16 protein-coding genes, 2 tRNA genes and 3 rRNA genes are annotated in these 18,887 nt (G+C 58.8%); 13 read left to right on the top strand and 8 right to left on the bottom strand.

Annotated features, from left to right (window positions below; translation table 11 throughout):
• The first annotated feature begins 74 nt into the window (after positions 1–74).
• Positions 75–1,058: a GlxA family transcriptional regulator gene (locus AB688_RS19115; protein WP_063546833.1), complete on the top strand. Its 984-nt coding sequence runs from the start codon at positions 75–77 to the stop codon at positions 1,056–1,058.
• Here AB688_RS19115 and soxR read toward each other — a convergent pair.
• Positions 1,028–1,519, bottom strand: a complete 492-nt coding sequence (gene soxR / locus AB688_RS19110; RefSeq protein WP_063545543.1) for a redox-sensitive transcriptional activator SoxR — start codon at positions 1,517–1,519, stop codon at positions 1,028–1,030. The two genes, AB688_RS19115 and soxR, sit on opposite strands and share 31 nt — an antisense overlap.
• A gap of 87 nt (positions 1,520–1,606) precedes the next feature.
• Here soxR and AB688_RS19105 point away from each other — a divergent pair, with 87 nt between their 5' ends.
• Complete coding sequence (locus tag AB688_RS19105) at positions 1,607–1,987, top strand: antibiotic biosynthesis monooxygenase (protein WP_054894313.1); 381 nt, start codon at positions 1,607–1,609, stop codon at positions 1,985–1,987.
• Here the strand turns inward: AB688_RS19105 and AB688_RS19100 are convergent.
• Together AB688_RS19100 and AB688_RS19095 are read right to left on the bottom strand one after the other, a co-directional pair.
• Complete coding sequence (locus AB688_RS19100; protein ID WP_063545542.1) at positions 1,966–2,736, bottom strand: alpha/beta hydrolase family protein; 771 nt, start codon at positions 2,734–2,736, stop codon at positions 1,966–1,968. The genes AB688_RS19105 and AB688_RS19100 overlap by 22 nt on opposite strands.
• A complete protein-coding gene (locus AB688_RS19095; protein WP_063545541.1) occupies positions 2,720–3,820 on the bottom strand; it encodes a DUF3182 family protein in 1,101 nt (366 codons plus the stop codon). The genes AB688_RS19100 and AB688_RS19095 overlap by 17 nt, the downstream gene beginning before the upstream one ends.
• A gap of 191 nt (positions 3,821–4,011) precedes the next feature.
• On the opposite strand from AB688_RS19095, the gene AB688_RS19090 reads away from it, so the two are divergent.
• Entirely contained in the window at positions 4,012–5,820 is a 1,809-nt protein-coding gene (locus tag AB688_RS19090; RefSeq protein WP_063545540.1) for an aminopeptidase P family protein, read from the top strand.
• Positions 5,821–5,862: 42 nt separating this feature from the next.
• On the opposite strand, the gene AB688_RS19085 is transcribed toward AB688_RS19090, so the two are convergent.
• Both AB688_RS19085 and rhtA read right to left on the bottom strand, forming a co-directional pair.
• A complete protein-coding gene (locus AB688_RS19085) occupies positions 5,863–6,144 on the bottom strand; it encodes a hypothetical protein (protein ID WP_054894309.1) in 282 nt (93 codons plus the stop codon).
• A 184-nt stretch (positions 6,145–6,328) separates the two neighbouring features.
• Complete coding sequence (gene rhtA / locus AB688_RS19080) at positions 6,329–7,216, bottom strand: threonine/homoserine exporter RhtA (RefSeq protein WP_054894308.1); 888 nt, start codon at positions 7,214–7,216, stop codon at positions 6,329–6,331.
• Between the two features lie 619 nt (positions 7,217–7,835).
• Here rhtA and AB688_RS19075 point away from each other — a divergent pair.
• The 5 genes from AB688_RS19075 (at position 7,836) to rrf (ending at position 13,072) form a co-directional block, all read left to right on the top strand.
• A 16S ribosomal RNA gene (locus AB688_RS19075) occupies positions 7,836–9,372 on the top strand.
• 87 nt (positions 9,373–9,459) lie between these two features.
• Positions 9,460–9,536 (top strand) — tRNA-Ile (locus tag AB688_RS19070).
• A 96-nt stretch (positions 9,537–9,632) separates the two neighbouring features.
• Positions 9,633–9,708 (top strand) — tRNA-Ala (locus AB688_RS19065).
• Between the two features lie 222 nt (positions 9,709–9,930).
• Positions 9,931–12,823: ribosomal RNA gene (locus tag AB688_RS19060) — 23S ribosomal RNA — on the top strand.
• A 133-nt stretch (positions 12,824–12,956) separates the two neighbouring features.
• A 5S ribosomal RNA gene (gene rrf, locus AB688_RS19055) occupies positions 12,957–13,072 on the top strand.
• Together the 16S, 23S and 5S rRNA genes with 2 tRNA genes alongside form the textbook arrangement of a ribosomal RNA operon.
• Positions 13,073–13,166: 94 nt before the next feature.
• Here rrf and AB688_RS19050 read toward each other — a convergent pair.
• Positions 13,167–14,030: a universal stress protein gene (locus AB688_RS19050; RefSeq protein WP_054895320.1), complete on the bottom strand. Its 864-nt coding sequence runs from the start codon at positions 14,028–14,030 to the stop codon at positions 13,167–13,169.
• 152 nt (positions 14,031–14,182) lie between these two features.
• Here AB688_RS19050 and AB688_RS19045 point away from each other — a divergent pair, with 152 nt between their 5' ends.
• A complete protein-coding gene (locus tag AB688_RS19045) occupies positions 14,183–14,800 on the top strand; it encodes a tRNA-(ms[2]io[6]A)-hydroxylase (RefSeq protein WP_063545539.1) in 618 nt (205 codons plus the stop codon).
• Positions 14,801–14,830: 30 nt separating this feature from the next.
• On the opposite strand, the gene AB688_RS19040 is transcribed toward AB688_RS19045, so the two are convergent.
• Positions 14,831–15,151, bottom strand: a complete 321-nt coding sequence (locus tag AB688_RS19040) for a DUF883 family protein (RefSeq protein WP_054895322.1) — start codon at positions 15,149–15,151, stop codon at positions 14,831–14,833.
• 127 nt (positions 15,152–15,278) lie between these two features.
• Here AB688_RS19040 and AB688_RS19035 point away from each other — a divergent pair, with 127 nt between their 5' ends.
• On the top strand, positions 15,279–15,542 hold the full coding sequence (locus AB688_RS19035; RefSeq protein WP_054895323.1) for a hypothetical protein: 264 nt from the start codon (positions 15,279–15,281) through the stop codon (positions 15,540–15,542).
• Between the two features lie 3 nt (positions 15,543–15,545).
• Here AB688_RS19035 and AB688_RS19030 read toward each other — a convergent pair whose 3' ends face one another.
• Positions 15,546–16,034: an LEA type 2 family protein gene (locus AB688_RS19030; protein ID WP_063545538.1), complete on the bottom strand. Its 489-nt coding sequence runs from the start codon at positions 16,032–16,034 to the stop codon at positions 15,546–15,548.
• A gap of 201 nt (positions 16,035–16,235) precedes the next feature.
• Here AB688_RS19030 and AB688_RS19025 point away from each other — a divergent pair, with 201 nt between their 5' ends.
• From AB688_RS19025 to zapE, 3 genes are read left to right on the top strand one after another with little or no spacing between them, the layout of a single operon-like run.
• Entirely contained in the window at positions 16,236–16,556 is a 321-nt protein-coding gene (locus tag AB688_RS19025) for a hypothetical protein (RefSeq protein ID WP_063545537.1), read from the top strand.
• A gap of 25 nt (positions 16,557–16,581) precedes the next feature.
• Positions 16,582–17,730, top strand: a complete 1,149-nt coding sequence (locus AB688_RS19020) for a PQQ-dependent sugar dehydrogenase (protein WP_063545536.1) — start codon at positions 16,582–16,584, stop codon at positions 17,728–17,730.
• A gap of 54 nt (positions 17,731–17,784) precedes the next feature.
• A complete protein-coding gene (zapE, locus tag AB688_RS19015) occupies positions 17,785–18,885 on the top strand; it encodes a cell division protein ZapE (RefSeq protein WP_372822409.1) in 1,101 nt (366 codons plus the stop codon).
• The last annotated feature ends 2 nt before the right edge of the window (positions 18,886–18,887 follow it).

The following is an 18,887-nucleotide window of genomic DNA, read 5'->3' as shown; positions in this document are numbered from 1 at the left end:
CCTTGGGCGTGGTCGTGGTGTGGCGATAGTTATAGGCTTGAACGACCGACATGGGGATTGGCGCGACCGACACAATGAGGGCAAAAACTGACATGGGTACAGGCTTGGAAATCGGTGTGCTGGTCTATCCCGATGCGCAGCGTGCCGCTGTACATGGGCTGACCGACCTGTTCACGGTCGCCAATCAGGTCGCCTGTGAACTCGGTGATGGGAAGCTGGTGCCGATCCGTATCAGCCACTGGCAACTCGATCAGGCCGGTGAACTCTGCGAGGTGTACGACAGCCTGCCGGGCGCGCGCCATGACCTCAAGGTGCTGGTGGTGCCGCCCAGCCTTGGCCCGGCACCTGCACCTGCGCTGCTTGAGCGACACCGCGCGCACTTGTGCCAGTGGCATGCACGCGGCACTGTGCTCGCTTCGGTGTGCATCGGCGTGTTCTTCATTGCTGCCAGTGGCCTGCTGGACGGGCGTTCGGCGAGTACCCACCGGAATTACGCCCAGACCTTGGCCGAGCGTTACCCGCAAGTACGCGCCGATGCCAGCGTAGCGGTACTGGACGATGGCGACATCATGACGTCGGCCGGGCTGATGGCCTGGACCGAGCTCGGGCTGCGTCTGCTTGAGCGTTTCCTGGGTGCCACCCTGGCGCGCGAGACTGCACGCTACCTGGCGGTCGATCCGGTGCCGACCCCGCTGCCCGGTGCGTTGTTCACACCGAGGCTGGATCACGGCGATGAAGCCGTGCTGAAGGTGCAGCACTGGCTGCAGGGGAGTGGTGCGCGAGAGGCCAATCTGGCAATTATGGCTGGATGTGCCGGGCTCGAAGAGCGTACGTTTCTGCGGCGTTTTCGCGCGGCGACCGGATTGCGTCCTACCCAATACTGCCAGCAGGTCCGGGTAGGACGTGCCTGCCGCCTGCTGGAGTTCACCCGGCGCAGCGTCGACCAGATTGCCTGGGGCGTGGGCTATCAGGACCCCGGTGCCTTTCGTAAGGTGTTCCAGCGTGTCACCGGCCTGACACCCAGTGACTACCGGCGACGTTTCGCCGTGGTTGCCTGAGCGTCTGGGCCTAACGGGTGTGGCCCCGGGCCTTCCGCGGCGAGGCGGTCGCTATGGTTGCGCAGCGGACATTCCTTCAATGACATGCAGCCGCAGCCAATGCAGCCATCCAGCTGGTCGCGCAGCATCATCAATTCTTCGATGCGCTGGGTCAGGTCTTCTCGCCATCGTGCGGAAAAACGCTGCCAGTCTTCAGCGGTCGGCGTGTGCCCTTTGGGCAGGGTATCGAGCGCTTCGGCGACTTGCGCCAGCGGTACTCCCAGGCGCTGCGCCATCTTGATCACTGCCACCCGGCGTAGCATGGCTCGCTCGAAGCGGCGCTGGTTGCCGTTGTTGCGGGTGCTGTGGATCAGTCCCTTGCTTTCATAGAAGTGCAGCGCGGTCACCGCGACGCCGCTGCGCGCGGCCAACTGGCCTACGCTGAGCAGGCGTTCCGGCGCCGTCACGTCCTTGCTGGGCATATCGAAATATTCCTTGACCTTGACTTAACTCGAGGTTTTACCCTGCTCGCCATCACGCTGCAAGTACCCCGAGCAAGGAGACTGTTCATGGTGGCCACCCCTCATTCCCTATGGTTTACCCAGATGATCGAGTACGAAGTGCCGGCGATTCGGCAACAGGCCCTGGCCGAGGCGTTGGTCCTGCGGGCGGAGGAGATCGCCAGCCGTTGCGATGGTCTGCTGGGTGTCAGCATTCAGGCCAGTGTCGATGGCAGTCGGGTGTTGCAATACCTGCGGTGGCAATCGCGCCAGGAGTGGGCGGCTGCCGCGCCCTGTTTCGTCGAGGAGCCGTTCCTCGACCTGTTGCAGCGTCACCAGGCACGCGGTGTCAATTTCACGGCCTACCAGACCTTGCGCAGCCTGGTGCGAGGCAGCGACGGCGGCTTGCATTGCGAGGTCGGTGAGCCTCAGGCGTACCAGGGAGCGTAGTGCGGGTAGCGGTCTAGCCGTGCGCCGATGACCATTTCTCCAATCCATGTACCCAGGATCGAACTGTAGGCTTTCTGGCTTTCCTCGCTGGACAGTGCATGGTCGGCCCCGTCGACGATGCGATGGGTCAGTGAATGGGCGCCGACGAACGCGGAGCGATAGCTCATCAGGGTGTTGTGCGGCACATAGTCATCGTGCTCGGACTCCACCAGCAGGACATCGCCAGCGAACTCGGCGCAGGCGGCCAAGGCACGATTGTCGGCCGGCCCCAGAATGCGTTGGCGATAGTGATTCAGGCGCTGGCGGTCGAGTGCTTGCTTTGGAGTGTCCCATTCATCGTCCCAGTACAATGCAGGTACCCGCATCGCCAGCCATTTCACGGGTCTATGTGCGGTCAGCAGGGTGGCCAGATAACCGCCATAGCTGCTGCCGATCAGCGCAATGGCGCCGGGATCGACGGCAGGGTGCGAGGCCAGTCGATCGTAGGCGGCCAGCAGGTCGGTGAGGTTCTGCTCACGGGTCACCGTCAATCGCTGGCTTTCGGTCTTTTCGTGTCCGCGCAAGTCGAAGGTCATGCACACGCAGCCCAGCCCGGTAATCTGTCGGGCGCGGGCCAGGTCTCGCTGCTGGCTGCCGCCCCAGCCGTGGACGAAGAGAATGCCGGGCATCTTGCTGCCAGGACTGACCAAAGTACCGGCGATACTTTCGCCCTCGACCTGTAGCTCGACCTGTTCACTCTGAATGGCCATGCTCGCGAATCCGTGCAAATTTGCAGAATTGTCCGAGTTCACTGTCGTCCCCCTCATAGAAAAGTGTGGCGTCGGCCGGAAGTTCAGGCGTGCCGAACACCTCGTGGGTGGATGCGCGTACCTGCTGCAGCGTCGGATCGTCGGCGAAGGCGCGCACGGCAAGGAGCTCTGCGCTGCTGGCGCCACCCTGGCGCCACGATTGCTCCAGGACGCCGCTGCGCAGGTGGCCACGTGCGTCGAGGCCACGGGCGATGTCGTAGTTGCGGCGTGAGGCGATGAAACCTGGGAAGTGTCGCTCCGCCGCTTGCTCGTAGGTCATGGCCTGATTGATAGCCAGGCGCAGATAATCTTCCAGCGGGCGCTGCAGCAGCGCCTGATAGTCGCCGCGTACTACCATCAGATCTGAGCCACCGTAGACTTGTTGGCCCTGATGATCCTGGGTGAGTTGCTGGGTACCGTAGTAGCTGCAGGTGAGGCCAGCGACACGCACTTGGCCAACACTGAAGGTTTCTACTTCATGCAGGTCTTCCTCCAGCACCAGCCCCCAAAGGCCAAGTGCCTTGTCGTCCAAGGTCGCGAGCAAGGGGGCAAGTGCGTCAAGGGTATCGATTACCTGCTGGCCGCGACCGGCACGGGCCAATACGGGTTTGACCCGAACGGGGCCGCTGCGCAATAGCAAGTCGGCTGCTCGTCGAGCGTCGTCCTTGGAAAAGACCGTGTAGCCGCGCAACAGGGCACCGCTGGCCTGTTGCGCGAAGGCGTCAGTCCAGCCCGGCGGAAAGACTGCATTGGCGGGTAGTGGGTGGGAAATGGCTTTGGTCGCCATGTAGGGATGGCTTACCAGGCCGCCGAACAGGTCCTGTTCACTGCGGATGCCCTGCTGCTGGCCGATCAAGGTTTCCGTGGGCAGGTAATAATAGTGGTTGGCCTGGCCGGCCGGTTGTCCAGGGTTGAAGACGGGTATTCCAAGCAATTGCGCCAGGATCTCGGCGAGCTTCTGGCGAGTGGCATATTCATGGTCCGGGGTGCGTTCGCGGGTGTCGAGAAGTACGACGGCGATTTTCGACTCGTGGGGGTGGGCCATGTGCGATCTCATCCGCTGGGGCTGTACGAACTGTGAAATTCCAGACAGCTCGAAAGTTCAGCCCGTTGGACTGGCGGCCGAGGCGCTCCAATCTATCGCAGGCTCTTTGTGGGCGATCCGATTGCGGGCGTTCGCAGCCTGTTCCATTATCCCGACCTGGAACCGTCCAAGATGTGATCGCAGGAGAGCGCATGAGCAGTCTGAACCCCCTTAAGGAATCCATACCGGCACGCCTGGCGCGTGTGCGCGATGTCATGGCCAGGGAGGGTGTCGATGCCCTGTTGGTGCCCTCTGCCGATCCGCACCTTTCCGAGTACTTGCCCGGCCATTGGCAAGGGCGCCAATGGCTGTCTGGCTTCCAGGGCTCGGTCGGCACGCTGGTAGTGGCCGCGGAATTCGCCGGGCTGTGGGTCGACAGCCGCTATTGGGAGCAGGCAGAGAAGGAATTGGCGGGCAGTGGCATCGAGCTGATGAAGCTACTGCCAGGTCAGCCGGGGGCATTGGATTGGCTGGGTGAGCAGGTTGCCAGCGGCGGTGCCGTGGCGGTTGATGGTGCGGTCATGGCGCTGGCCTTTGCCCGTCAATTGGGAGAGCGCCTGAGCGCTCGCAATGTAAGACTGCTGACTGACCGAGACCTGCTGGGTGAGGTCTGGGGCGATCGTCCGGCCTTGCCTGGCAACCCCGTCTATCAGCACCTGCCCCCCCATGCGACTGTCAGTCGTGCGCAGAAACTCGGTGAGTTGCGTCAGGCCCTGGATAGCAAGGGCGCCGACTGGCATTTCATCGCAACTCTGGACGACATCGCCTGGCTGTTCAACCTGCGCGGTAGTGATGTTTCGTACAACCCGGTGTTCGTTTCCTTCGCCTTGATCGGTCGTGATCAAGCCACGCTCTTTGTCGGTCAGGACAAGATCAATACTCACCTGCGTCAAGTACTGGCGGCCGACGGTATCCAGGTGCGTGACTACGCGGAAGTTGGCCAGGCACTTGCGAGCCTCGTTGGCGGCACCCGCCTGCTGGTCGATCCGGCGCGTGTCACCCAGGGCCTGCTGGACAAGCTCGACGAGCGGGTCGCGTTGGTCGAGGGCATCAATCCGACTACGCTGAGCAAGTCGCGCAAGGGCGAGGCGGACCTGGTTCATATTCGTCAGGTGATGGAGCAGGACGGTGCAGCCTTGTGCGAGTTCTTCGCCTGGTTCGAGGCCAATCTTGGGCGCGAGACCATCACCGAACTGACGGTCGATGAACAACTGAGCGCGGCACGTGCGCGGCGCCCTGACTTCGTCTCGCTGAGCTTCTCGACCATCGCGGCCTTCAATGCCAATGGCGCGATGCCCCATTACCGCGCCACCGAACAGTCGCATGCGGTGATCGAGGGTAACGGCCTGCTGCTGATCGATTCGGGCGGCCAGTACCTGGGCGGAACTACCGACATTACCCGGATGGTGCCGATTGGTACACCCAGCCTGGAGCAGAAGAAGGACTGCACGCGGGTGCTCAAGGGAGTGATCGCGTTGTCGCGGGCGACTTTCCCGCGGGGCATTCTTTCGCCGCTGCTCGATGCCATCGCCCGGGCGCCTATCTGGGCCGATCAAGTCGACTACGGCCATGGCACTGGGCATGGCGTAGGCTACTTCATGAATGTGCACGAGGGGCCGCAGGTCATTGCCTATCAGGCGGCAACTACGCCGCAGACAGCCATGCAGGCCGGGATGATCAGTTCGATCGAGCCGGGCACCTACAGACCTAGAGCCTGGGGCGTGCGTATCGAGAATCTGGTGGTTAATCGGGAGGTGGGCAACAGCGCTTTTGGCGACTTCCTGGCCTTTGAAACCCTGACGCTTTGCCCGATCGACACCCGATGCTTGCTGCCCGAGTTGCTCGATGTTTCGGAGCGCCAATGGCTCAACCGTTATCACCAGACCGTGTATGAGCGATTAGCGCCCCTGTTGCAAGGCGACGCACTGGCCTGGTTGAGACTGCGAACGCAGCCGGTCTGATCGACTGGAACGAGAAAGGGCAGCCTGAGGCTGCCCTTTCCTTTATTTGCAGATGACGATCATGCTGCGGCTGGTATAGCCGGCTGGGTTGATTCCGAACACGTAGTCGCCCGGCTCTTCGTCGCTGTCGCTGGAGCGCGCGATTACCTTGTAGCCTTTGCTGCCGCATGACGCTTGCGCATTGGCGTAGCACTTGTCCCAGGACGATGAAAGCCCGGAGCAGTTGATGTGCAAGCCCTTCTTCCCTCGCTTCACCTCGGTCTTGGCTGTAGCGGCACACCCAGCAATGGCCAAGATGGCCAGGATGAGAAAAATACGTTTCATTCCTGTCCTTATCTGGGCGGTGAGCATTGTCCGCCCTTGTAGTGATGACTGCGTTCTGCCTGAAACTCCCCTGCTTCCGTGCCCGGCTCAGTAGATCGTCTGAAGGTGATGATGCTGTGACAGCTTAAACAGCCTTATAGGCGGGTACAAGGCTGAAGCTGCTCAAATGAAAATATTTCTCAAATCAGTCAGCCGCTACGGGAGGGCTGCTTTCCTTGCGCATCGACAGTGTGGCCCCGACCGAGGCGGTAATGATTGCCAGGATCGCCAACCATTGGGTCAAGCTGAGAACCTCTCCAAGGAATAGAAGCCCCGACAGTGCACCGAATGCGGGTTCGATACTCATCAGTGTGCCGAAGGTTCGCGCGGGCATTCGTGTCAGTGCGACCATTTCCAGGCTGTAGGGGAGGGCGGTAGACAGGATCGCCACGGCAAGTGCGACCGGAATCAGTGCTGGAGTGAGCAAGGCACTACCGGCGTGGGCGATACCGATGGGAGCCACGAACAGCGCCGCGATCAATACGCCCAATGCCGCGGTCTGGATACCGTTTTCCGCGCCTGCTCGCTGGCCATATAAAATGTAGAGCGCCCAGCAGACGCCGGCACCCAAGGCGTAGGCCGCGCCGGTCAGGTCGAGGGAGGCCCCCGTCTGCCCTGTCGGGATGAGCAGTAGCAGGCCGACGATGGCGAGCGCGATCCAGAGAAAGTCCAGGGCGCGGCGCGAAGCGAAGATCGCTACCGCCAGCGGGCCGGTAAACTCCAGCGCCACGGCGATGCCCAGCGGAACGGTGCGCAACGACATATAGAAAAGGAAATTCATGCCGCCCAGGGCCAGCCCATAGATGATGACGCTGCGCAGGGTGCTGGCATTGAACCTGGCGCGCCACGGGCGTAGCAATGCAAGCATGATGATGCTGGCGAAGATCAGGCGCAGCGTTGTGGTGCCCTGAGCGCCGACAACTGGAAACATGCTCTTGGCCAGTGACGCTCCAGACTGGATGGAAGCCATGGCAATCAACAGCAGGCCGATAGGGAACAGCGTGGCGGCCAGGCTGCGGGGCTGGGTGTTCATTTGGGTGGGGCAGTCCTAAATAAGTAGAAGGGGCGAGCTGCGCAATATAGTGCGCAAATCCCAGTGGCAGGTGCAACTGCTCTTGAGCAATGCGCGGGCTAAGCCCTTCATTTCGATTAAGATTTTATGAAATAAAAGGTTGACGGCCTCTCAGATTCCCTTATAATGCGCCCCACTTCCGCAGCAAACGGAACGCAAAACTTCTTGTTAATCAACGAGTTAAGCGATTTCGGCAAGGCGTGAAGGGCTTCGGTCACCTGATCGGCAGCGGTGAAAAAGGCAGTTGACAGCATCTTCGAGTGCTGTATGATTCGCCTCCCGCTACGAGAGATCGCAGCGAGTCAAGTGTTTGAAGCTAAACGAGTTTCTCGCGAAAAACTTCAAAATAAACGCTTGACAGCCAATGAGGAAAGCGTAGAATGCGCGCCTCGGTTGAGACGAAAAGCTCTTAACCAACCGCTCTTTAACAAATCGAATCAAGCAATTCGTGTGGGTGCTTGTGAGTACGGACTGATAGTCGCCAAGATTATCAGCATCACAAGTGGCCATGCGAGAAATCACATAGTCATTTGAGATTGCTGAGCCAAGTTTAGGGTTTCTTAAAAACCCAAGCAGTATTGAACTGAAGAGTTTGATCATGGCTCAGATTGAACGCTGGCGGCAGGCCTAACACATGCAAGTCGAGCGGATGACGGGAGCTTGCTCCTTGATTCAGCGGCGGACGGGTGAGTAATGCCTAGGAATCTGCCTGGTAGTGGGGGACAACGTTTCGAAAGGAACGCTAATACCGCATACGTCCTACGGGAGAAAGCAGGGGACCTTCGGGCCTTGCGCTATCAGATGAGCCTAGGTCGGATTAGCTAGTTGGTGAGGTAATGGCTCACCAAGGCGACGATCCGTAACTGGTCTGAGAGGATGATCAGTCACACTGGAACTGAGACACGGTCCAGACTCCTACGGGAGGCAGCAGTGGGGAATATTGGACAATGGGCGAAAGCCTGATCCAGCCATGCCGCGTGTGTGAAGAAGGTCTTCGGATTGTAAAGCACTTTAAGTTGGGAGGAAGGGCAGTAAGTTAATACCTTGCTGTTTTGACGTTACCGACAGAATAAGCACCGGCTAACTCTGTGCCAGCAGCCGCGGTAATACAGAGGGTGCAAGCGTTAATCGGAATTACTGGGCGTAAAGCGCGCGTAGGTGGTTCGTTAAGTTGGATGTGAAAGCCCCGGGCTCAACCTGGGAACTGCATCCAAAACTGGCGAGCTAGAGTATGGTAGAGGGTGGTGGAATTTCCTGTGTAGCGGTGAAATGCGTAGATATAGGAAGGAACACCAGTGGCGAAGGCGACCACCTGGACTGATACTGACACTGAGGTGCGAAAGCGTGGGGAGCAAACAGGATTAGATACCCTGGTAGTCCACGCCGTAAACGATGTCAACTAGCCGTTGGAATCCTTGAGATTTTAGTGGCGCAGCTAACGCATTAAGTTGACCGCCTGGGGAGTACGGCCGCAAGGTTAAAACTCAAATGAATTGACGGGGGCCCGCACAAGCGGTGGAGCATGTGGTTTAATTCGAAGCAACGCGAAGAACCTTACCAGGCCTTGACATGCAGAGAACTTTCCAGAGATGGATTGGTGCCTTCGGGAACTCTGACACAGGTGCTGCATGGCTGTCGTCAGCTCGTGTCGTGAGATGTTGGGTTAAGTCCCGTAACGAGCGCAACCCTTGTCCTTAGTTACCAGCACGTTATGGTGGGCACTCTAAGGAGACTGCCGGTGACAAACCGGAGGAAGGTGGGGATGACGTCAAGTCATCATGGCCCTTACGGCCTGGGCTACACACGTGCTACAATGGTCGGTACAGAGGGTTGCCAAGCCGCGAGGTGGAGCTAATCTCACAAAACCGATCGTAGTCCGGATCGCAGTCTGCAACTCGACTGCGTGAAGTCGGAATCGCTAGTAATCGCGAATCAGAATGTCGCGGTGAATACGTTCCCGGGCCTTGTACACACCGCCCGTCACACCATGGGAGTGGGTTGCACCAGAAGTAGCTAGTCTAACCTTCGGGAGGACGGTTACCACGGTGTGATTCATGACTGGGGTGAAGTCGTAACAAGGTAGCCGTAGGGGAACCTGCGGCTGGATCACCTCCTTAATCGAAGACATCAGCCTGCTGATGAGCTCCCACACGAATTGCTTGATTCATTGTATAAAGACGATCAAGACCCAAAGTTTTACCCTTAGGTCTGTAGCTCAGTTGGTTAGAGCGCACCCCTGATAAGGGTGAGGTCGGCAGTTCAAATCTGCCCAGACCTACCAATTTTGGTTGGAATGATGAGCACCCCATGCCTCTGGATAAAGAGTGGTGAGGACGGCTCTTCTGCAGTTCAAATCTGCCCAGACCTACCAATATGCGGGGCCATAGCTCAGCTGGGAGAGCGCCTGCCTTGCACGCAGGAGGTCAGCGGTTCGATCCCGCTTGGCTCCACCACTTACGCTGTACCTTGATCAGAACCTAGAAATGAACATTCGTCGCTGAATGTTGATTTCTGGCTTTTGTCAGATCGTTCTTTAAAAATTCGGATATGTGATAGAAATAGACTGAATGCCAGTTTCACTGCTGGTAGTTCAGGCTAAGGTAAAATTTGTGAGTTCTCACGAATTTTCGGCGAATGTCGTCTTCACAGTATAACCAGATTGCTTGGGGTTATATGGTCAAGTGAAGAAGCGCATACGGTGGATGCCTTGGCAGTCAGAGGCGATGAAAGACGTGGTAGCCTGCGATAAGCTTTGGGGAGTCGGCAAACAGACTGTGATCCAGAGATCTCTGAATGGGGGAACCCACTCAGCATAAGCTGAGTATCTTGTACTGAATCCATAGGTGCAAGAGGCGAACCAGGGGAACTGAAACATCTAAGTACCCTGAGGAAAAGAAATCAACCGAGATTCCCTTAGTAGTGGCGAGCGAACGGGGACCAGCCCTTAAGCTGGTTTGAGATTAGTGGAACGCTCTGGAAAGTGCGGCCATAGTGGGTGATAGCCCCGTACACGAAAATCTCTTGCCAGTGAAATCGAGTAGGACGGAGCACGAGAAACTTTGTCTGAACATGGGGGGACCATCCTCCAAGGCTAAATACTACTGACTGACCGATAGTGAACCAGTACCGTGAGGGAAAGGCGAAAAGAACCCCGGAGAGGGGAGTGAAATAGAACCTGAAACCGTATGCGTACAAGCAGTGGGAGCCTACTTTGTTAGGTGACTGCGTACCTTTTGTATAATGGGTCAGCGACTTATATTCAGTGGCGAGCTTAACCGAATAGGGGAGGCGTAGCGAAAGCGAGTCTTAATAGGGCGCTTTAGTCGCTGGGTATAGACCCGAAACCGGGCGATCTATCCATGGGCAGGTTGAAGGTTAGGTAACACTGACTGGAGGACCGAACCGACTACCGTTGAAAAGTTAGCGGATGACCTGTGGATCGGAGTGAAAGGCTAATCAAGCTCGGAGATAGCTGGTTCTCCTCGAAAGCTATTTAGGTAGCGCCTCATGTATCACTGCTGGGGGTAGAGCACTGTTTCGGCTAGGGGGTCATCCCGACTTACCAAACCGATGCAAACTCCGAATACCAGCAAGTGCCGAGCATGGGAGACACACGGCGGGTGCTAACGTCCGTCGTGAAAAGGGAAACAACCCAGACCGTCAGCTAAGGTCCCAAAGTCATGGTTAAGTGGGAAACGATGTGGGAAGGCTTAGACAGCTAGGAGGTTGGCTTAGAAGCAGCCACCCTTTAAAGAAAGCGTAATAGCTCACTAGTCGAGTCGGCCTGCGCGGAAGATGTAACGGGGCTCAAACCATGCACCGAAGCTACGGGTATCACCTTTGGTGATGCGGTAGAGGAGCGTTCTGTAAGCCTGTGAAGGTGAGTTGAGAAGCTTGCTGGAGGTATCAGAAGTGCGAATGCTGACATGAGTAACGACAATGCGAGTGAAAAACTCGCACGCCGAAAGACCAAGGTTTCCTGCGCAACGTTAATCGACGCAGGGTTAGTCGGTCCCTAAGGCGAGGCTGAAAAGCGTAGTCGATGGAAAACAGGTTAATATTCCTGTACTTCCAGTTATTGCGATGGAGGGACGGAGAAGGTTAGGCCAGCCTGGCGTTGGTTGTCCAGGTTTAAGGTGGTAGGCTGAAATCTTAGGCAAATCCGGGATTTCAAGGCCGAGAGCTGATGACGAGCGCTCTTTAGAGTGCGAAGTGGTTGATACCATGCTTCCAAGAAAAGCTCCTAAGCTTCAGATAACTGGGAACCGTACCCCAAACCGACACAGGTGGTTAGGTAGAGAATACCAAGGCGCTTGAGAGAACTCGGGTGAAGGAACTAGGCAAAATGGCACCGTAACTTCGGGAGAAGGTGCGCCGGCGAGGGTGAAGGACTTGCTCCGTAAGCCCATGCCGGTCGAAGATACCAGGCCGCTGCGACTGTTTATTAAAAACACAGCACTCTGCAAACACGAAAGTGGACGTATAGGGTGTGACGCCTGCCCGGTGCCGGAAGGTTAATTGATGGGGTTAGCGCAAGCGAAGCTCTTGATCGAAGCCCCGGTAAACGGCGGCCGTAACTATAACGGTCCTAAGGTAGCGAAATTCCTTGTCGGGTAAGTTCCGACCTGCACGAATGGCGTAACGATGGCGGCGCTGTCTCCACCCGAGACTCAGTGAAATTGAAATCGCTGTGAAGATGCAGTGTATCCGCGGCTAGACGGAAAGACCCCGTGAACCTTTACTATAGCTTTGCACTGGACTTTGAGCTTGCTTGTGTAGGATAGGTGGGAGGCTTTGAAGTGGGGACGCCAGTTCTCATGGAGCCATCCTTGAAATACCACCCTGGCAACCTTGAGGTTCTAACTCAGGTCCGTGATCCGGATCGAGGACAGTGTATGGTGGGTAGTTTGACTGGGGCGGTCTCCTCCCAAAGAGTAACGGAGGAGTACGAAGGTGCGCTCAGACCGGTCGGAAATCGGTCGTAGAGTATAAAGGCAAAAGCGCGCTTGACTGCGAGACACACACGTCGAGCAGGTACGAAAGTAGGTCTTAGTGATCCGGTGGTTCTGTATGGAAGGGCCATCGCTCAACGGATAAAAGGTACTCCGGGGATAACAGGCTGATACCGCCCAAGAGTTCATATCGACGGCGGTGTTTGGCACCTCGATGTCGGCTCATCACATCCTGGGGCTGAAGCCGGTCCCAAGGGTATGGCTGTTCGCCATTTAAAGTGGTACGCGAGCTGGGTTTAGAACGTCGTGAGACAGTTCGGTCCCTATCTGCCGTGGACGTTTGAGATTTGAGAGGGGCTGCTCCTAGTACGAGAGGACCGGAGTGGACGAACCTCTGGTGTTCCGGTTGTCACGCCAGTGGCATTGCCGGGTAGCTATGTTCGGAAGAGATAACCGCTGAAAGCATCTAAGCGGGAAACTTGCCTCAAGATGAGATCTCACTGGGATCTTGAATCCCCTAAAGGGCCGTCGAAGACTACGACGTTGATAGGTTGGGTGTGTAAGCGCTGTGAGGCGTTGAGCTAACCAATACTAATTGCCCGTGAGGCTTGACCATATAACACCCAAGCAATTTGCTTTGCAGATTGCGGTGGTGAAGACGAAACGAACCGAAAGTTCGAAGCGACCCACAAAGATCACATATCCGAATTGGCTGGCGTGTCTGCAAGGACGCACTGGCAACCGAATTTCTTGACGACCATAGAGCATTGGAACCACCTGATCCCATCCCGAACTCAGCAGTGAAACGATGCATCGCCGATGGTAGTGTGGGGTTTCCCCATGTGAGAGTAGGTCATCGTCAAGATTCATTTCGCAAAACCCCTATCTGCGCGAGCAGGTAGGGGTTTTGTCTTTCTGGCCGTCCGAAACAGCGACTGAAAAACCGATCTGTATCGCAATCAACCGCGCGCCAACTCGGCCAGGTGCGTCGTGGCCTCCTCGCTCTTGAGCACCAGTACATCCCCCTCGAGTGAATCAAGCACCACCTCGGCGGTGTTGCCGATCAAGGCGCCAGATATCCCCGTGCGCGCAACGGTACCGACGATGGTGACCACCGCATCGATCTGTTTCTCGGTATAGGGAATCAGTACATCGGCAGGCCCCTCGGCGACATGCAGGCGATCCTCGCTGATATCGAACTCCGCCTGGAATGCCGAGCACGCTTCGCGGTAACGCTTTTCGATGGTTTCGCTGAGCTGATACACCGGGTCGGACGCCGACAGCATCGGCGAGGGATGAGCACTGATCACATGCAACTCGCCTTTGGCCAGGCTGGCGATTGCATAGCCATGGTCGATGATGCTGGCATGTAGCCGCCGATGATCCCCGTCCTGATTCCCCACATCCACCGCTGCGAGGATCTTGCCGCCGGTCCAAGGCCGTTCGCTTTTGACCATCAGCACGGCGCAGGGGCATTGGCGCAACAGTTTCCAGTCGCTGGGTGTGAGCAGCGCCTTGCGCAGCGGATTGTCCGGACGATGCTCCTTGATCACCAGTTCGCACCCTTCGGCTTGCTGCACACTGATAATCGACTCATGCAGCGTGTCATGCCAGGCCTGCTCATGGGTGACATTGTCGTAGCCATCATCATGCAGTTGGCTACTGAGCAGGCTGAGCAGGGCGCTATGGTCCTGCTTCTTGTCGCACATCAGCAGATGCAGGCGTGCGCCGGTCACCCCGGCGATCAGCTTGGCCCGGGTCAACGCCCGGCTGTGGGCGTGCTCGGGGTCGAGTACGACGAGGATGCTGCGAACGGCTTGCATGGGCATGACTCCGTTGGGATATGAAGGCCAATGCCTGACTATAGTCGGCGGTCTGTGTCGCGCCGTTTGATGTGTATCAAGCATAGTCGCTGGCGATCGGCATCGCCCTCGGTATAATCCGCGCTCCTGCGATGCTACCCAGCTGTGAGCTTATGTCCCTGACCCCTGAAATCGACGCCTTCCTTGGCTGCCCTACGCCTGACGCCTGGATCGAAGCGGCGCTCGCCGACCAGGAAACCCTGCTGATCGACCACAAGAACTGCGAGTTCAAGGCCGCCAGCACCGCGCTCAGCCTGATCGCCAAGTACAACACCCATCTGGACTTGATCAACATGATGTCGCGCCTGGCTCGTGAGGAGCTGGTGCACCATGAACAGGTTCTGCGTCTGATGAAGCGTCGTGGCGTCCCCCTGCGGCCTGTTTCGGCAGGACGATATGCCTCGGGCTTGCGCCGCGTCGTGCGTGCTCACGAGCCGGTCAAGCTGGTCGATACCCTGGTCGTCGGCGCTTTTATCGAGGCGCGCAGCTGTGAGCGTTTCGCAGCGTTGGCGCCACACCTGGATCAGGAGCTTGGCACCTTCTACCACGGCCTGCTCAAGAGTGAAGCACGTCATTACCAGGGCTACCTGAAACTGGCGCACCACTATGGTGAACAAGCTGATATCGCGCGGGTGGTGGAGAAGGTGAGGGAAGTGGAAGCCGAGCTGATCAGCTCGCCAGATATGGAGATGCGCTTTCACAGCGGCATCCCGATGGCCCAGCCCGCCTGAGGGCGAGCGGGCCCGTGGGGGCGCGTCAGCTTACTGACGACGGCCGAGCAGCAAGCCGACCACCAGCCCGAAACCTGCGGAAATCGCGACGGTCTGCCACGGATGACCACCAATGTACTCCTGCGTGGCATCTACCACCGGCTGTGCCTTCTGCCCCAGACGACTGGTGGCCTGGCGTGCCTGACGTAGCTTCAGGCCAAGCTGGGCGCGCAAGGTGTCGGCTTCTTCGCCCACCAGTGAGGCGCTGTCGTCGAGAAGCTTTTCGGACTCCTCGATCAAGGCCTGCAGCTCACTGAATACCTGGTCCTTGATCTGATCGCTGTCGACTGTTGCGGTGGATTTCCTGGCCATGAACACGTCCTCGTAGATGGATTGACTTGTACAGTGGATAACGGCGTGCGTCGAAAGTTGCACCGGCATACCAGCGCCTCGCCGCTAGGTGTAAGATAGCGCTCATTTTCAAGCGGCAGGAAAGACCATGAGTTTCAATCTGGCCAACAGAGATTTCGCCGAACGCGCGCAGATCGAGGCGGAAAAAGCCCGACTGTTTCAGCTTTGGCAGAGCAACCTCGGCAAGGCCAAGGGTGAAGCAGCCCGAATGATCGCCGAGAAACCTCGACGCAAGGGCAAATGGGCCGAATGGGTCCGTGCCGAGCTGGAGGGTATGTCGCCCCCGGAGTTCGCCGACATGGTTCGCAGCGAAGTCAACAAGATGATGGCGGCAGCCAGCGCCAACCGCTGATCCTCACCAGCCTGCACCCCCAGGCTGCGGCAGATCGAGCTTGCCTTTATCGGTGAAGCGCACCGTACCCAGCGGTCCGCCGGCCAGCTTCCCGCGCAGCACATAGGGCAATCCCTGTAGCGATTGGGTTTGGCTGAGACCATACGCCTGGCGCAAGAACGAAAACGCGGTGATGCTCACCGGGACCACGATCACCGCCTCGTCATAACGGCCGATATGCCCGCGCTGGTCGCTGACACCTGCCGCCAACGGTTGATCGTTCACTTCCAGGTTCAGTGCAATACCGTTGAAGTCCACCGGCGTCTCGTTGGGGTTCTGAACGCGTATCTTCACTGCCATGCGCAACTCCAGGTCCTGCCCGGGCAGGGGTTCGACACCGATGACATTGATGTTCAGCGGATCGCGGTTTTGCAGCAGTGCGCAGGCATTGAGAGCGAGGGCCAGCAGCAGGGCCAGGCACAGTCGGGCTGAGTTACGCAAGCAGGCGGTCATGTCAGGGGGCCTTGGCTGTAGAGGGCCCTTGAGTGTGGCAAATACATTCCATCGGTGAAACCCTCGCTGTCGCCCCGAGCGCTTCCGGGCTGAAGGAAACATCACGAATCAACTCCATTGGTTTTCATGCTTTTGTCGCGAACCTGAAGCGCCTTAGGCTATCCAACGCTTGGGCGCGACTTTTCGTACCGGAGATGAAGGATGAAACCTACACTGCCTTTCCTCGCCATCAGCCTGCTGCTGTGCCTTCCTGCGCACGCGGCCCCCGTGCAGATGCCCTTGCTTGCCGCCAGCGACCGCAATAACCCCTACAACAGTCCGATTCAGCGCGCCAACCCCAACAGCCGCCAAGGCAGTGTACCGGCGACGCCGCCGGTGCGCGGTCCCTCGACCCAACCGATTGTGCGGCCACCGACGCTGGACAACCGCGGCATCGGCAACGGTGGCAACCTGCGCCGTCAGCAACAGACCCCGAACCTGGAACCCACTCGGCCACCGCGCGATTCACAACGTGCGCCCTGAGCCTCTTGATTGGAAGGATCCCCGCATGACGTCACGTATCTGGATGACCACCCTGGCTGCAGCCGCGCTGTTCCCGCTATTGGCGCAGGCTGCCGACGACAGGCAGTTTCCGAGCGAAGAAGGGCAGTTGACCGTCAGTACCGTTGCCGATGGCCTGGTCAACCCGTGGGCTTTGGCATTCCTGCCGGGGGGCAAGGATATGCTCGTCACCGAGCGCTCAGGCAACCTGCGCATCGTCGGGGCCGAAGGCAAGGTCGGGCCGCCGCTGTCAGGGGTGCCCAAGGTCTGGGCGCAAGGGCAGGGCGGTCTGCTGGATGTGGTGCTTTCGCCGGAGTTCAACCAGGATCGCACGGTGTACCTGTCGTATGCCGAGGAGGGCGCGGACGGCAAGGGAGGCACGGCGGTCGGACGTGGCCAGCTGTCGCAGGACCGCGCGCGCCTGGAAAATTTCACCGTGATCTTCCGCCAGCAACCCAAGCTGTCTGACGGTAACCACTTCGGTTCGCGACTGGTGTTCGACCGCGACGGGTATCTATTCATTGCCTTGGGCGAGAACAACCAGCGCCCCACCGCCCAGGACCTGGACAAGTTGCAGGGCAAGCTGGTCCGCATCCTGCCTGATGGCGAGGTGCCCAAGGACAACCCCTTCGTCGGCCAGAAGAATGTGCGCCCGGAAATCTGGTCGTACGGCCACCGCAACCAGCAGGGCGCGGCGCTCAACCCTTGGACAGGCAAGCTCTGGACCCACGAGCATGGCCCACGCGGCGGCGATGAGATCAACATTCCCCAGGCAGGAAAGAACTACGGTTGGCCGATCGCGACCCATGGCATCAACTACTCGCTGATGCCGATCCCCGAGGCCAAGGGCAAGCATGTCCAGGGTATGGAAGATCCGCACCATGTGTGGGAGAAGTCCCCAGGTATCAGTGGCATGGCCTTCTACGACAGCCCGACCTTCAAGGCCTGGGATCACAACCTGTTCATCGGTGCGTTGGCCACCCAGGAGCTGATTCGTCTGCAGCTCGACGGTGACAAGATCGTCCACGAAGAGCGCCTGTTGGGGGAACTCAAGGCGCGTATTCGTGATGTGCGAGTGGGGCCGGACGGTTACCTTTACGTGCTGACCGACGCCAAGGATGGGGCGCTGCTCAAGGTAGGCCTGAGCGGGAGTTGATGGCGGATCCGGGAAACCCCCATTACCATGGCGATTTGCCCACGACCCATCGCCATGACGCCCTACGCCCTTTATCAGCAAGCCATCCTGCAGCAAGGCTTTGCCGCCGATCCTGCACAGGCTGAGGCCGTTGCCGCCCTGCAGCATTGCTTCGAGGTGCTGGAGCAGGGGCGTAGCGGCCAGGGCGTCTACCTGTGGGGCCCGGTCGGACGTGGCAAGACCTGGTTGATGGATCAATTCCAGCAGTGCCTTGCGGTTCCTTCCCGGCGACAGCATTTTCATCACTTCATGGCCTGGGTGCACCAGCGCCTGTTTTTGCTGAGTGGCACTGCCGACCCACTGCATGCGTTGGCCCAAGAGCTGGCCAGGGATATCCGCGTACTGTGCTTCGATGAGCTGTTTGTCAGCGATATTGGCGACGCGATCATCCTGGGGCGCCTGTTTCAGGTGCTGTTCGACCAGGGCGTGGTGATCGTCGCTACGTCCAACCAGCCGCCCGACCAGTTGTATCTCGACGGATTCAATCGGGAGCGCTTCTTGCCGGCCATTGCCGCGATCCAGCGGCACATGCAGATCGTTTCCGTGGCCGGTGAACAGGACCACCGCCTGCACCCCGGCGAACAACGCCAGCGCTACTGGATTGCCGAGGCGGGCAAGCCCGGCGCAATGGTCGAGGTATTCCGGCAACTGAGCGCGGATGACCCCGGCACCGACCAACCGTTGCAGGTCGGTTCGCGGCAGATCCAGGTGATTCGCCGCAGCGAGCAGGTGATCTGGTGCCGCTTCGCCGACCTGTGCGAGCAACCGCTGGCGGCGACTGAGTTCATGGCCCTGTGTGACCGCTATACGGCCATCCTGCTGGAGGGGCTGCCAGCACTGGGCGGGGTGCAACGTGCCGGGCGCATCGCCCGCGGAACCGAGGACGGCGCCCGGCGTGTAGTGGCTGGTGATCGCCAGTTACCGGCGCTGTCGCCCCGCGATGACAGTGTGCGGCGTTTCATCGCATTGGTCGACGAATGCTACGACCGTCGGGTCGCCTTGTACCTGGAAGCGGAGGTTGCGCTCGAAGCGCTCTACACTCAAGGGTATCTGGCGTTCCCGTTCAGGCGGACCCTGAGCCGGCTGCGGGAGATGCAACTGCAACGCTTCGCCTGAAG

The sequence above is a fragment of the Pseudomonas putida genome (genome assembly GCF_001636055.1).
In the GTDB taxonomy this organism is placed as follows: Bacteria; Pseudomonadota; Gammaproteobacteria; order Pseudomonadales; family Pseudomonadaceae; genus Aquipseudomonas; species Aquipseudomonas machongensis.
The sequence above is the reverse complement of the archived record's forward strand: the minus strand, read 5'-3'. Positions and strand labels throughout refer to the sequence as shown.